Origin of the sequence: Litorivivens sp. (assembly GCF_041625495.1) — a bacterium.
Classification (GTDB): domain Bacteria; phylum Pseudomonadota; class Gammaproteobacteria; order Pseudomonadales; family Spongiibacteraceae; genus Litorivivens.
In genome coordinates this window covers 1-13,059 of sequence record NZ_JBFJTH010000108.1, presented here as the reverse complement: position 1 = coordinate 13,059, position 13,059 = coordinate 1, and the positions used below count along the sequence as shown (strand labels likewise).

Below are 13,059 nucleotides of genomic sequence, written 5' to 3'. Positions count from 1 at the left end.
TAGATCAGGAGGCGGCGTAAATGATTAACATGCTTATTGGTCTGCGTGACTGGGTTGACGATCGCCTGCCGATCATGCGTGCCTGGAACACCCATATGGGTCAGTACTACGCACCAAAAAACTTCAACTTCTGGTATTTCTTTGGTGTGTTGTCGCTGTTGGTGCTCGTTAACCAGCTGCTGACTGGCATCTGGCTCACCATGAGCTATACCCCCTCATCAGAAGAAGCCTTCCGCTCGGTCGAATACATCATGCGTGATGTCGACTTCGGCTGGATCATTCGTTACATGCACTCGACAGGCGCATCTGCGTTCTTCGTGGTGGTGTATCTGCACATGTTCCGCGGTCTGCTCTACGGCTCTTACAAGAAGCCGCGCGAGTTGGTGTGGGTGTTCGGTATGCTCATCTTCGTGGTACTGATGGCAGAAGCCTTCGTGGGGTATGTATTGCCCTGGGGGCAGATGTCTTACTGGGGTGCCCAGGTCATTATCTCGCTGTTTGGTGCAATTCCAGTGGTGGGTGAAGATATCGTACAGTGGGTGCGCGGTGACTACCTGATCTCTGGTATCACGCTGAACCGCTTCTTCGCTCTGCACGTGGTGGCCCTGCCGATCGTACTGCTGGCGCTGGTGGTATTGCACTTGCTGGCTCTGCACGAAGTGGGTTCCAACAACCCGGACGGCGTTGAGATCAAGAAGAACAAGGATTCCAATGGCAAGCCATTAGACGGTGTTGCTTTCCACCCGTACTACACGGTCCATGACCTGCAGGCGGTTGCGGTCTTCCTGTTCATCTTCTGCTCGATCATTTTCTTTATGCCGGAAATGGGTGGATTCTTTATTGAGTACGCCAACTTCGAGATTGCCAACAGCTTGAAGACCCCTGAGCACATTGCGCCAGTTTGGTACTTCACGCCGTTCTACTCCGTACTGCGCGCCGTTCCAGACAAGTTGCTGGGCTTTATCGCCTTTGCGGCGTCGGTGGCCATTCTGTTTGTGCTGCCCTGGCTCGATCGCAGCCCGGTGAAATCGATTCGCTACAAGGGTATGTTCAGTAAGGTGGCGCTGGTGTTGTTTGCGTCTTCTTTCATCATCCTGGGTTACCTGGGTGTGAAGGCGCCGACTGAAGGGCGCACACTGCTGGCGCAAATCTGTTCGGTGATCTACTTCCTGTTTTTCCTGGGTATGCCGATCTGGACGAGCATTGAAAAGACCAAGCCTGTGCCAGAGCGCGTTACCATGAATGGCGGTATGGGTTTCTGGCGATCTGTTGGTGCCTTTATCCTGATCATGGGGCTGGCGATCATCCCGATCAAAGCTGTAGGCGCCGAAAGCGCTTACGATTGTGGAACCATCCCCTGTGATCAGGTTGAGTTTGATGTAACCGATAAAGCGTCACTGCAAAGTGGCGCGCAGGTATACATGAACTACTGCATGGGGTGTCACGGTCTGCAGTATGCCCGTTACAAGCGCACCGCTGACGATCTGGGTATCCCGGTTGAAATGTTTGAAAACAACCTGAAGTTCAGTTCAGGTCACCTGATTGGTGATTTGATGGCAACGGCAATGTCGGAGGCTGACGGCAAGCAGTTTTTTGGCGCAGCGCCGCCCGATCTGACGCTGGTGGCGCGCTCGCGTAACCCGCAGTGGTTGTACACTTACCTGCGTAATTTCTATGAAGATGACAGCCGCCCCTATGGTGTGAACAACCGCGTATTCCCGGACGTGGGTATGCCGCATGTGCTGGAAAGCCTGCAAGGTTTGCAAACCTGTGCGCCTGGGCCGGTTAAAGACGACAATGGCGGTATTCTGCGCGACAAGCTCACCGGTGAGGATGTGCTGTTTGATGCCCAAGGCAATGCACTGAATCCCTGTGGCAGTTATACGCTGGTGCAGGAGGGGCAATTGACCCCGGCTGAGTTTGATAAAGCGGTATATGACCTGGTGAATTTCCTGGAGTATATCGGTGAGCCCATGCAAGCAGAGCGCAAGCATCTGGGTGTATATGTGTTACTCTTTATCGCACTGTTTTTTGTGTTCGCCTTCCTGCTGAACCGCGAATACTGGAAAGACGTGCACTGATTGCACGACGAATGTTGGCGACCGCTTAAGCGGTCGTCGCTGATGCTTTAATTTTTGTAATTGAGGAACGATAAATGGGGATTGTCGCCAAGCGATCAACCATGACTTTTTTTTCTGACCCGAGCAGCCACTACAGCCATCGGGTGCGCATCGTTCTGTGTGAAAAAGGGGTGACCGTCGACGTCGTTCAGGTCGACCCAGGCAATCTCCCCCAGGAAATTGCCGACATCAACCCCTACAACAGCCTGCCGACATTGGTAGACCGTGACCTGGCGCTCTATGAGTCCAAGGTTATGATGGAGTACCTGGATGAGCGCTTTCCTCATCCGCCCTTGCTGCCGGTTTATCCCGTGGCGCGCGGAGAGAGCCGTCAGTACATCTACCGCATTGAACGTGACTGGTGCTCACTGGCAGATCAGATTCTTGCCGGTGGTCAGCAAAAGTCGCTGGATAAAGCACGCAAGGAACTCAAGGACAACCTGCTGGCCATATCGCCACTGTTTGCCGAGAAGCCCTTTTTCATGAGTGACGAGTTTACCTTGGTAGACTGCTGCCTGGCCTCGATTCTGTGGCGTTTGCCGCTGATGGGCATTGAGATCCCTAACACCAAGCAGACCAAACCGTTGCTGGCCTATATGGAGCGCTTGTTCGAGCGTCCGTCGTTCAAGGAAAGCCTGTCAGAGCAAGAGCGGGAAATGGCTGGCGCCAGCGCAGTTCAATAAGCTTGTCTGATATGTCTATGTCCTCCAGCCGCCCGTATATGATACGGGCGATCTATGAATGGATTCTGGATAATTCTTGTACGCCTTATCTGCTGGTTAATGCTCGCAGTGAAGGGGTGGTTGTGCCTCAGGCCTATGTCCAGGACGGACAGATCGTTCTGAATGTGTCTGAAACCGCCGTTGTCGATCTGCAGATCGACAGCGACTTCGTCAGCTTTGGCGGTCGTTTTGGCGGCGTTGCCCAGGACGTCTGGGTGCCGATAGATGCGGTATTAGCGATATACGCCCGTGAAAACGGTCAAGGTATGATGTTTGAAGCCGAGGATTCTCCTCCGCCCGGTGGCGATGATGGCGGCTCGACGGAATCCAATGATGCATCAGAGCCCAAGCGGCCCAGCCTGAAAGTCGTCAAGTAGTATAAGGTCGCCAAGTCGCGTGATGATCACCTGGCGCGCCTAGCCCTTGGTCATTATTGGCGGCGCGCAGGTGCCACTGATTCACAGATACTCAAATACCCTTACTACCCGTTGTACCCCGTTGGTCTGTCGAACCAGTTCGGTGGCGATTTCTGCTTCGCTTGCACTAACAATTCCTAGTAGGTAGACCACGCCGTTCTCGGTTACCACCTGAATCCGGCCGGAATCGATTTTGTCGCTCAGGGCAAGTTTGCTTTTGACCTTGGTGCTTAGCCAGGAATCGTTGCTGCGTGCTAGAAAGGATATCTTGCCCGTTACGACCAGCTCATTGTGAACTCGACGCACGCGTTTGATGTGGGCGGCGGTTTCGGCGGCCAGCTTGCGTGAAGCTTCGGTGGGTACCTGGCCAACAAGTAGCAAAATCCCGTTATAACTCACCGCGTCAACCCGGGCATTTTCCAGATCCGGGTGGGCGGCGCGAATATTGACCAGGGCTTTGGTTTCTATGATCTGGTCGTCAATCGCGGCGCCTAACGTCCGCTCGCCGGGCTTTTCCTTAATCGGTCCATCGCTTGTAGCACTGATAATCGAGCTGCAGCCGCTGCCCAGCGTGAGGGTAGATATTAGTAATATTTGCAGGGTTTTGTTGCGCACGTTATGCCTCAGCTCCAAAAAGTTGCAGGTCTATAAGCTCGCACAGGCAGTTTATGGCGAGAATATGTAACTCTGTTATGCGTGCCCGGTTATCGTGGGGTATGCAGATTTCGATGTCGTGGGTTGTCAGCAGGGCGTTCGCCTCATTGCCCTCGCTGTTGCACAGGGCAATCACCGTCATCTCCCGTTCGTGAGCTGCCTGCACGGCTTTCACTACAGCGGCTGAACCGTTGCCCTGATAGCACACGAATGCGATGTCGCCGGGTTGCCCCAGTGCGAGAATCTGGCGGGAGTAGGTTTCTCCGTAAGCGGCGTCGCCGGTGATACCACCGATGGTGATTGCGTCGCTGGCGAGATTGATCGCCGGTAGGGCAGGGCGTTCGTACTGGAAGCGATTCAGTAGATTGCTGGCGAGGTAGTGAGCCTGCAGGGCGTTACTGGCGTCGCCACAGCAGAAGACTTTACCTTCTTGAAGCATACAGCCGACCATTGTTTCAGCGGCTTCTGTAATGCTGTCTGTAGTCGCTTCGATACAGCGCATGGAGGCGTCAATATGACGGTGAAAAATGTCGGCTACGTGTTCAGAAAGCATCGGGGTAAATATCCGTCGCGGTGAAAGCGGCTTTATACCAAGTATATTCCAGCTGGCTATTGTCGAGTGTTATAGCCAGCACGTCAAAGCGGCAGGGTTTTGTTTGTGCATCCGGGTTGGCGGTGAGGTAAAACTGCGCCGTTTTAAGCAGACGCTCTTGCTTGCGGCGGTCTACCGACATCGCAGCACCACCGTAGTGTTGATGCCTGCGGAAACGGACTTCGAAAAAGACAAGCTCCTGCCGATGATAGCCAATAAGGTCAATTTCGCCGAAGCGGCTGCGAAAATTGCGGCTGATAATCCGGACTTTCCGGGCCATCAGCCATTGTGCGGCCTGCTGTTCCAGGTGTTTGCCGGTCTGCGTAGGGCTGCTTGCCTTGAAGAGGCTTGGGCGTTTGATCATGGATATCCTTATCCAGTGTGCTGTCCGTTAGCGGTATGTTCTTGGCCAGGCCGTCTTCAAAAACGGCTAAGAGGAGCTGGCGTTCCACCTGTCCGGCATTGTTGAGCTGCAGGCTGCCTGTTGCCCCGTAGACTTTGCTGCTGTCGAGCTGCGCCATTTGCTGCAAGCGGGGATAGAGTCGGTAGGCGTCGACACCCAGCGCATACATGCGCTGGTAGTGTCGGCTGTGAGGCAGCTCTTTAAGAATCGCTTTCTTTTCGGCTGTTTCGTTGTTCAGCGACCAGGGCGAATCGACGAACTTTACGCCGTCGATATCACGGTCTCTGGACGGTGAAGGGATGCCGTTGTAAATATGGGAGGTCGCGTAGACCGGAATGTCCCCCGCATAGTGGAAGGCGAGCAGAGGTTTGATGGCGTAGGCTTCCTGTGGCCGCGCCACGAGGAAGATGAAGTCAAGATCACTGCGGCGGCGCGGTTGAAATTCGATGTTATTGCCGATTAACCAGGTCAGCTTTTGGGCGCGTTTTTCGCTGCGATCCAGCTGCATGGCGTCCTTGATAATCTGGGAGTAGTTGTTGGCTTTGGCGTTGAAGGCTGCCTGAGCAATAACCCGTCCGCCCTGCGCTTGCCATTCGGCACTGAAGGCCTGAGCGACGTTAAGCCCCCACTCGCTGTCGGGGGTGAGAATCATCGCGCGCTGAAAACCTTCACTGGCGGCGATTCGGGCAACCTGAATGGCTTCGTCCTCGGGAGCGAGGGCAAATTGATAAAAGTTGTTGGCTCCCTGATCGTCGGCCACGCGGTTGAGTGCTAAAACGGGAACATCGAAGTGCTGCACCTGAGTGCGCAGGGCATCGACAACCTCTTTGCGCAGCGGGCCGATGACCAGCTGGGCACCATCCTGTACAGCCTGCTGATACAAAAGGTGTATCTGGTCGCCGTCGGCACAATCGTAGGCTTTGATATTGGGTGTCGGGTTGCCGCGCGAACGGGTTTGATAGTAGGTGGCCATGAAACCGTCGCGAATGGCTTTCCCTAGCGGCGCCAGTTGCCCGGAAAAAGGTAGGATCAGGGCTATCTGCTGGGGTTTTTCTGCGGCCATATCGCTGAGGTTGGCGAGCCCGCCAGGCAGCGCACCGGCGGCTGGGTGATTTGGCCAGCGTCGCAACCACGCGTTGAGTTGTCGTACCTGGGTGTCGATGTCGCCCTGATTGTCCTTGGCGATGGAGGCGAGTTCCACCCAGCCGAGGAAATCCCTGTTGCTGGCGTTCTGGTGGCTTTCGAGGAGCTCGCGGGTTGGCACGTAACTCAGTGAATGCCAGATGCCCTCGCGGTTGACTGCCTGCTGCTCTTCCGTCAACAGTGCATCAATGTATATGCGCTCCTGTGCCGCCGCCAGGTGCATGCCTTCCATCGCATAGAGCGACGCACGCAGCTGGCTTACCTGAAGCTGGCGGGGCAGATCTGACAGCAATACCATATCCTGCAGTTTTGGTTCGTTTAGGATTGACAGGGCTTCCTGGAATTTTCCCTGGTTGCGCAGGATGCGGGCGTAAAGGGACGCGTACTGAACCCGCAATTCTGCTGGCAGTACCGAGGCATCGATCGTCGCCAGGAGTTCTTCTGCTAGCGGTAATTGCAGCTCTCTTAGCAGCAGTTCCGCAGCTTTGAGCTGGTAATCCTGTTTCTGCGGTATCTCGTCGGTCGCTGCGGCACGCTCCAGCCACAGATTTACCTGTTCCCGTGGGCTGAGGTCTGCGGGGATGCTGGCGTCGGCCTGGCGTTTGGGTTTGGCGGTGTCGGTCGTTGGTGCGCCGCTACAGGCTGCGAGCAGTAGCACCAGAACAAGGGCTGTGAGTCGATTAATGCTTGTCATGTCTTTTATGTCGCTGTTAGTCTGCCTGCGCAAATTTTTTCCCGCGCAAGTCTGGAGAGCAGGATGGCGGCGCCCGTGCTTTATATTGTGCCAACGCCCATTGGCAATCGACTGGATATGGTACCGCGAGCGGTGGACGTCCTACAATCGGTAGCCTTGATTGCGGCCGAAGATATGCGTCACAGCAAGCCCCTGCTCACACATTTCGATATTGATGTCCCGATGCTTCCCTACCACGACCATAGCGACGAGCGGGTTGTGAGCCGGATTCTCTCTGTGCTTGGAGGTGGCGAAAGCGTGGCGTTGATCTCGGACGCCGGTACTCCCCTAATTTCTGATCCGGGTTACCGTATTGTTGATGCGGCGCACCGGGAAGGCTATTCGGTTGTGCCGGTGCCTGGCGCCTGTGCGGCTATCGCTGCGCTGAGTGCAGGGGGGTTGCCTTCAGATCGCTTCTGCTTTGAGGGGTTTCTTTCCTCAAAAGCTCAGGCGCGGCTGCAGCAGCTCCAGAGCTTGCAAGATGAGACCCGCACATTGATCTTTTATGAGGCTCCTCATCGCGTGCTGGACTCTGTGCGCGCCATGGCTGAGGTGTTTGGTGCTGAGCGGATGGCTGTGCTGGCCCGGGAACTGACCAAGATGCATGAAACCATTCGTCGGGCGCCGTTGGCTGAGTTGGCCGATTGGATAGCCTCTGATGCCAACCAGCAGCGGGGAGAATGCGTGGTGCTGGTGCAGGGTGCACCCGCCCAAGAGCAGGCGTTGGATGCTGAGGCTGCCCGAGTGCTGCAGATTCTGATGGCAGACTTACCGCTAAAACAGGCGGCCCAACTGGCTGCCAAAATCACCGGCTTGAAAAAGAATCTTCTCTATCAGGCCGGCCTTTCTCTTCAGTCAGACTGAGCACCGCGCAGCGGCATACCGGCCGCGCGATAGATTGAATCGATAAAGGTCATGTTTTCCAGGGCGTCGGACAGGTCGCTCTGGGTCTCCCCTGAGGCAATGCGTTCGGCAAACCGTTTAAGTTGTCCCGTGTAGCTGGCAGCACCGCTTACCTTTTCACGGGTGGTTTTTCCGTCGATGGTGGTTTTCAGTTGGTGATATATCTGCGGGGCTACGGGGTTGAGAACATATAGCTCACCCTTGCTGCCGCGGACCTTGGCGCTTATGCGAAACAGGCGCCGAGACAGAAGGGAGTTTTCGATGAAACCGGTGGTGCCGTTACCCCATTCAAACTCTACCCGCATGGCGCGGTCGACATTTTCGCGCAGCAGTTTCGCTTCGGCGCGCACAACCCTGGGTAGTACTTTTAGTGCCGGATCATCACTGGCGCTGGCCAGCAGGCGGGCGATATTGCAGGTATAGGCTCCGACATCCATGGTGGCGCCGCCGCCCAAGGCATAGTTGAAACGTATGTCGTTAAGCATTGGCAGGGGAAAGCACATACCAATGTCAATGTGCTCGATACGACCTAAAGCTTTCACACGTTCGCACATTCGTTCTGCGAGCGGGTGGTAGCGATAGTGAAAGGCTTCCATCAGTACGCGTTGGTTGCGGTGTGCAGCGGCGGTCATTTGCCTGACTTCGTCGGCATTGCTGGCAATGGGTTTTTCGCACAGCACGTGCTTGCCGGCGTCCAACGCCCGAATTGTCCATTGGCAGTGCAGGGCATTGGGCAGCGGGTTGTAGATAGCGTCGATAGCCGGATCGTCAAGTAGCGCCTCGTAGGTTTCGTGGACCACTGCTATGCCATGTTTCTTTGCGTACTGGCGAGCGCGCTCTGGATCGCGGGCGGCAATGGCGTGCACCTTGATATGGGGTAGTGATTTAGCAGGTTGGATAAGGCCGAAGTAACCAATGCGGGCGGCGCCCAGCATGCCAATATTAAGCGTGGTGGTTGCGTTTTGCGCGGTGTTGGTGACCATGATGAGCCTCTTGAAATATTGTTATGCGGCCTAGCATAGAGGGCTTGCGCTCAAACTGGATACTGTATATTCTTACACCTGAGTCGGTCGGGCAGTCGCCGCCTGTTTTACGCAGGGGGAGGAAAGTCCGGGCTCCATAGGGCAGAGTGCCAGGTAACTCCTGGGGGGCGAGAGCCTACGGAAAGTGCAACAGAAAGGATACCGCCAGACTGCTTCCCGGTAGTCTGGTAAGGGTGAAAAGGTGCGGTAAGAGCGCACCGCGCGGCTGGTAACAGGCGTGGCGATGGTAAACCCCGCTCGGAGCAAGGCCAAATAGGAATCCATCGCTGCGGCCCGCAGTGGATTCGGGTAGGCTGCTTGAAGTCAGTGGTGACACTGACTCTAGATGAATGACTGTCCTCGACAGAACCCGGCTTACAGACCGACTCATTTTTATTTCCCGTCAGTAACTCCCCATTACCGCTCTCAGCAGGGCGGCTACGCCTATTCTTAAGACTTTACCTTAAGTGTCTCGCGCATCGGCTTGATTTTGGTCGAGAATGAGGTGGGTTTGCTTTGCAAGATGTAAACCGTTACCTGCATTTTTACCGCAACTTCTTGAGAAATAAAAGCATTTTCCCTCCGTTTAGCTTGACACTCCTCTCGCGTCGTCCCTATAGTGTGCAAAAGTGGTAAAAAGTGGATTTAAGTGGGAATAAGTGGTTAATAACTCCATAGGAGTGGGGAAACGTGTTCACCGGCAGCAACAATGTCACGATGGATTCAAAGGGGCGTCTGGCCATTCCGGCCAAGATTCGTGACGCCCTTGTGGAATCCTGTGGCGGCCGCATTGTGGTGACCGCACATACCGAAGATCGCTGTGTCCTGGTTTATCCCGAGCAGGAATGGGCTGAGCTCAAAGAAAAAATTGCTGCGCTTCCGAATATGAACGCCAAAGCCAGACGAATTCAGCGTCTGGTGCTCGGGTATGCCCAGCCTCTGGAGCTTGACGGCAATGGACGAGTGCTGTTGCCGCAAACCTTGCGCGATTACGCGCAGCTTGAAAAGAAACTGATGTTGGTTGGGCAGAACAACAAGCTCGAATTATGGAGTGAGGCGCTCTGGAACAGTTGGGTAGATGAAGATGATCCAGAGGGTGATGTACCTGATGCCGTTAACGCCCTGTCACTATAGGTTGGGGCGATGAGCGAGCATGTGACCGTATTGCTAAAAGAGGCCGTGGAGGCTTTGGTGAGCGACAGTGCGGGTTTCTACATTGATGGAACATTTGGTCGCGGCGGGCACAGTCAGGCAATCCTTGGTGTGCTCGGTGAGGGTGGCAGGTTACTTGCTATCGACAAAGACCCCGCCGCCATAGCGGCGGGGCAGACACTGCAGGCGGCCGATGGTCGCCTGCTTTTGTATCGGGGTTCCTTCGCTGAACTGGACCATGCGCTTGCCGATCACGGGGTGACCGCGGCAGATGGCATTTTGCTGGACCTTGGCGTGTCTTCGCCGCAGTTGGACGATGCCGAGCGCGGCTTCAGTTTCAGCCGCGATGGCGACCTGGATATGCGGATGAACCCTGATGCGGGCCAGAGTGCCGCTCAGTGGTTGGCCGGGGTAGAAAAGGCGGAATTGGTACGCGTTCTGAAGGAATACGGTGAAGAGCGCTTTGCCAAACGTATTGCCGGGGCCATTGTTGCCGCGCGCGAAGAGCATCCAATTACACGCACTTTGCAATTGGCGAAAATCGTTACTGAGGCCAATCCCGCGTGGGAAAAACATAAACACCCGGCAACCCGAGCCTTTCAGGCTATTCGGATCGCCGTTAATGATGAATTGCGCGACCTGGAAGTCGCACTGAGCAAGGCGGTGGATTGCCTGGCGCCCGGAGGGCGGTTAGTGGTCATCAGTTTTCACTCGCTGGAAGACCGCATGGTCAAACAGTTTATGCGACGAGAAAGCCGGGGTGATGAGCCGCCTTCCTACATTCCGGTGCAGGACAGTGCGATTAGCAATCGCCGGTTAAAGCTCTTGGGTAAGGCGATCAAGCCGGGGGCTGACGAGTTGGCGCAGAATCCACGCGCGCGCAGTGCCGTTATGCGCGTGGCGGAAAAACGATAGTAATTACTCAAAAGGGGTTGCGAGTGGCTAAACAGGGGTTTGTTGCGGGGCTGATAATGCTGATCGTTTTGTCAGCACTGTCTGTCGTGTACAGCTCCCATCAGTCGCGCCAACTGTTTAATGAATGGCAGTTATTGCAAAAAGAAGCCTACCGGCTAGATGAAGATTGGGGGCGCCTGCTGCTCGAGCACAGTACCTGGGCAGCCCACGATCGAGTTGAACGATTGGCCAGTGAGCGTTTGATGATGACGCCACCGGTAAATGAAGCACTGCAGTTGGTGAAAGTGAATGCCAAAGAGGACTAAGCAAACAGTACAGCTTGTTCCCATCTGGCGCTTTATGGTGATGGCGCTGGGTTTGCTGTCGCTTGCGATTTTATTGGTGTGGCGAACCCTGAATCTGCAGATTCTGGATGCCGATCGAGGTCGTGAGTTTTTGCAGGGGCAGGGTAACGCCCGAACCATCCGCAGCGAAAGTATTCCTGCACATCGCGGCATGATCGTTGATCGCCACGGTGAGCCGCTAGCGGTAAGTACTCCAGTGGCCTCAATCTGGGCAGACCCAAAGGAATTGATTCAGGCAATGGGGCGAGTGCCAGAGCTGGCGCGTTTGCTTGAGTTGGATTCGGCTTCTCTCAATAAGAAAATCAGCAGCCTATCGTCGCGCCGTTTTGTCTATTTGCGGCGACATATGTCACCGGCTGCTGCTGAACGTGTATTGTCGGCTTCAATTCCCGGCGTTTACATGCAGCGCGAATACCGTCGTTACTATCCAGCTGGCGAAGTGGTCTCCCATCTAGTGGGCTTTACCAACATCGACGATGAGGGGCAGGAAGGGCTGGAGCTCGCGTACAACGATTGGTTGCGGGGCACACCGGGCAGCAAGCGCGTTCTCAAAGATTTATACGGCAATTTCGTGCGTGATCTGGATGAAGGAAAACCAGCGCAGCCGGGTAACGATTTGCAACTGACCATCGATCTTCGGCTGCAGTATCTTGCATACAAGGAATTGAAGGCAGCATTGCAACGCAGCCGCGCCAAAGCGGGAACGTTGGTCATGCTCGACAGCGACAGCGGTGAAGTACTGGCGATGGTCAATCAGCCGGGCTTTAACCCCAATAACCGCATTGAAATGAAACTTGCTGCCATGCGCAATCGCGCCATGACTGACATGTTTGAGCCTGGCTCAACGGTTAAGCCTTTTACGGTTGTGGCGGCACTTGAAAGTGGTAAATTCTCAGCCGATTCGGTGATAGATACCAGCCCCGGACATATACGTATTGGCTCAAAAACACTGGTTGATCCGGTTAACTACGGTACTTTGAGTCTGGAGCAGATGCTTAAAAAATCCAGTCAGGTAGGTATCAGCAAATTGTCGCTGGCGTTGAACGAACAGTGGGTCTGGGATGTGTTTCAGCGCATTGGGTTGGGGCGTTCTACAGGCACGGGCTTTCCCGGAGAAAGCAATGGCATTCTTCCCAATCATCCAAAATGGCTGCCGATCGAACGAGCAAACTTTGCGTTCGGCTACGGATTGTCTGTTACGACTTTGCAGCTCGCTCAAGCCTACGGCGTGCTTGCCAGTGGCGGTGTGTTGCGTCCGGTCAGCCTGATTCAGCAGGGGCGCAAGGGTGGTGAGCAGCGGGTGATGAATGAGGAGATTGCACGTTCCGTAACTCAGATGCTCGAGTCGGTAATTCGTCCGGGGGGCACAGGAACGCGCGCCCATATCGATGCCTATCGTGTGGCTGGCAAGACCGGCACGGTGCATAAGATCGTTGACGGCGGCTACGCGGATGATCGCTACCTGTCATTGTTTGTTGGTATGGCGCCGGCTTCTCGGCCGCGAGTGGTGACGGTCGTGACGATTGATGAGCCCGGCAGTGGTCGCTACTACGGCGGCGAAGCCGCAGCACCCGTATTTTCTCGAGTTACCGGAGAGGCAATGCGTCTGTTGAATATAGCGCCGGACGCGGTTGACGAAGTGATTGCAGATAAAGCGGCAAAAAAGAAACCGGGTTCAGCGTGAAATGGAAGCACTGATGGGGCAGACAACGACGGTTCTAGGCGATTTGCTTGACGCGGTTAGCGCGGATCAGGCTGCGATCCCGGTTACCGGCCTAGCGCTGGACAGCCGACGTGTTCAGCCTGGCGATGTGTTTGTTGCCCTGGCCGGCCACAAACTCGACGGTCGCGATTTTATCGATAAAGCAGTGTCGAAAGGAGCGGCGGCGATCATTGCCGAGGCGCCCTGTGATGCGACGCGCTGGTCTTTACCGGTTATC

14 protein-coding genes and 1 other RNA gene are annotated in these 13,059 nt (G+C 55.2%); 10 read left to right on the top strand and 5 right to left on the bottom strand.

The features are described from left to right. Nucleotides 1-20 precede the first annotated feature (20 nt). The 3 genes from ABYP39_RS12730 to ABYP39_RS12720 all read left to right on the top strand — a co-directional run bounded on the left by ABYP39_RS12730 (nt 21) and on the right by ABYP39_RS12720 (nt 3,219). On the top strand, nt 21-2,081 hold the full coding sequence (locus ABYP39_RS12730; RefSeq protein ID WP_372763927.1) for a ubiquinol-cytochrome c reductase: 2,061 nt from the start codon (nt 21-23) through the stop codon (nt 2,079-2,081). A 74-nt stretch (nt 2,082-2,155) separates the two neighbouring features. Then, nucleotides 2,156-2,803: a stringent starvation protein SspA gene (gene sspA, locus ABYP39_RS12725; RefSeq protein WP_372749259.1), complete on the top strand. Its 648-nt coding sequence runs from the start codon at nt 2,156-2,158 to the stop codon at nt 2,801-2,803. A gap of 17 nt (nt 2,804-2,820) precedes the next feature. Beyond that, complete coding sequence (locus tag ABYP39_RS12720) at nt 2,821-3,219, top strand: ClpXP protease specificity-enhancing factor (RefSeq protein ID WP_372749258.1); 399 nt, start codon at nt 2,821-2,823, stop codon at nt 3,217-3,219. An 81-nt stretch (nt 3,220-3,300) separates the two neighbouring features. Here ABYP39_RS12720 and ABYP39_RS12715 read toward each other — a convergent pair whose 3' ends face one another. From ABYP39_RS12715 to ABYP39_RS12700, 4 genes are read right to left on the bottom strand one after another with little or no spacing between them, the layout of a single operon-like run. Then, on the bottom strand, nt 3,301-3,873 hold the full coding sequence (locus tag ABYP39_RS12715) for a BON domain-containing protein (protein ID WP_372749257.1): 573 nt from the start codon (nt 3,871-3,873) through the stop codon (nt 3,301-3,303). A 1-nt stretch (nt 3,874) separates the two neighbouring features. After that, nucleotides 3,875-4,465: an SIS domain-containing protein gene (locus ABYP39_RS12710; protein WP_372749256.1), complete on the bottom strand. Its 591-nt coding sequence runs from the start codon at nt 4,463-4,465 to the stop codon at nt 3,875-3,877. Further along, the gene (locus ABYP39_RS12705; protein ID WP_372782860.1) at nt 4,455-4,784 is read right to left on the bottom strand and encodes a YraN family protein; all 330 of its coding nucleotides are present in this window, start codon (nt 4,782-4,784) and stop codon (nt 4,455-4,457) included. The genes ABYP39_RS12710 and ABYP39_RS12705 overlap by 11 nt, the downstream gene beginning before the upstream one ends. After that, complete coding sequence (locus tag ABYP39_RS12700) at nt 4,726-6,744, bottom strand: penicillin-binding protein activator (protein WP_372782858.1); 2,019 nt, start codon at nt 6,742-6,744, stop codon at nt 4,726-4,728. The genes ABYP39_RS12705 and ABYP39_RS12700 overlap by 59 nt, the downstream gene beginning before the upstream one ends. Nucleotides 6,745-6,807: 63 nt before the next feature. Between ABYP39_RS12700 and rsmI the strand changes: the two genes are divergently transcribed. After that, the gene (gene rsmI / locus ABYP39_RS12695) at nt 6,808-7,647 is read left to right on the top strand and encodes a 16S rRNA (cytidine(1402)-2'-O)-methyltransferase (RefSeq protein ID WP_372782856.1); all 840 of its coding nucleotides are present in this window, start codon (nt 6,808-6,810) and stop codon (nt 7,645-7,647) included. Here the strand turns inward: rsmI and ABYP39_RS12690 are convergent. After that, nucleotides 7,635-8,669: a Gfo/Idh/MocA family protein gene (locus ABYP39_RS12690; RefSeq protein WP_372782854.1), complete on the bottom strand. Its 1,035-nt coding sequence runs from the start codon at nt 8,667-8,669 to the stop codon at nt 7,635-7,637. The genes rsmI and ABYP39_RS12690 overlap by 13 nt on opposite strands. A gap of 79 nt (nt 8,670-8,748) precedes the next feature. Here ABYP39_RS12690 and rnpB point away from each other — a divergent pair. From rnpB to ABYP39_RS12660, 6 genes are all read left to right on the top strand, one after another. After that, nucleotides 8,749-9,102, top strand: an RNA gene (gene rnpB, locus ABYP39_RS12685) — RNase P RNA component class A. 296 nt (nt 9,103-9,398) lie between these two features. Further along, nucleotides 9,399-9,842: a division/cell wall cluster transcriptional repressor MraZ gene (gene mraZ / locus ABYP39_RS12680; protein ID WP_372749502.1), complete on the top strand. Its 444-nt coding sequence runs from the start codon at nt 9,399-9,401 to the stop codon at nt 9,840-9,842. Between the two features lie 9 nt (nt 9,843-9,851). After that, nucleotides 9,852-10,775, top strand: a complete 924-nt coding sequence (gene rsmH / locus ABYP39_RS12675) for a 16S rRNA (cytosine(1402)-N(4))-methyltransferase RsmH (RefSeq protein WP_372749501.1) — start codon at nt 9,852-9,854, stop codon at nt 10,773-10,775. A gap of 23 nt (nt 10,776-10,798) precedes the next feature. Then, nucleotides 10,799-11,080: a cell division protein FtsL gene (ftsL, locus tag ABYP39_RS12670; RefSeq protein ID WP_372749500.1), complete on the top strand. Its 282-nt coding sequence runs from the start codon at nt 10,799-10,801 to the stop codon at nt 11,078-11,080. Then, nucleotides 11,064-12,803 carry a peptidoglycan D,D-transpeptidase FtsI family protein gene (locus tag ABYP39_RS12665; RefSeq protein WP_372749499.1) on the top strand — a complete coding sequence of 580 codons (1,740 nt, stop codon included), beginning with the start codon at nt 11,064-11,066 and terminating at the stop codon, nt 12,801-12,803. Before ftsL ends, ABYP39_RS12665 begins: the two co-directional genes overlap by 17 nt. Before the next feature lie 13 nt (nt 12,804-12,816). After that, a partial coding sequence (locus ABYP39_RS12660) for a Mur ligase domain-containing protein (protein ID WP_372782852.1) occupies nt 12,817-13,059 on the top strand: 243 nt, incomplete at its 3' end.

Excerpts from the sequence above, each read along its gene's own strand:
- ABYP39_RS12730 (WP_372763927.1), top strand. The coding sequence starts at position 21 with ATGATTAACATGCTTATTGGTCTGCGTGACTGGGTTGACGATCGCCTG.
- sspA (WP_372749259.1), top strand. The coding sequence starts at position 2,156 with ATGGGGATTGTCGCCAAGCGATCAACCATGACTTTTTTTTCTGACCCG.
- ABYP39_RS12720 (WP_372749258.1), top strand. The coding sequence starts at position 2,821 with ATGTCCTCCAGCCGCCCGTATATGATACGGGCGATCTATGAATGGATT.
- ABYP39_RS12710 (WP_372749256.1), bottom strand. The coding sequence starts at position 4,465 with ATGCTTTCTGAACACGTAGCCGACATTTTTCACCGTCATATTGACGCC.
- ABYP39_RS12705 (WP_372782860.1), bottom strand. The coding sequence starts at position 4,784 with ATGGCCCGGAAAGTCCGGATTATCAGCCGCAATTTTCGCAGCCGCTTC.
- ABYP39_RS12700 (WP_372782858.1), bottom strand. The coding sequence starts at position 6,744 with ATGACAAGCATTAATCGACTCACAGCCCTTGTTCTGGTGCTACTGCTC.
- rsmI (WP_372782856.1), top strand. The coding sequence starts at position 6,808 with ATGGCGGCGCCCGTGCTTTATATTGTGCCAACGCCCATTGGCAATCGA.
- ABYP39_RS12690 (WP_372782854.1), bottom strand. The coding sequence starts at position 8,669 with ATGGTCACCAACACCGCGCAAAACGCAACCACCACGCTTAATATTGGC.
- rsmH (WP_372749501.1), top strand. The coding sequence starts at position 9,852 with ATGAGCGAGCATGTGACCGTATTGCTAAAAGAGGCCGTGGAGGCTTTG.
- ABYP39_RS12665 (WP_372749499.1), top strand. The coding sequence starts at position 11,064 with ATGCCAAAGAGGACTAAGCAAACAGTACAGCTTGTTCCCATCTGGCGC.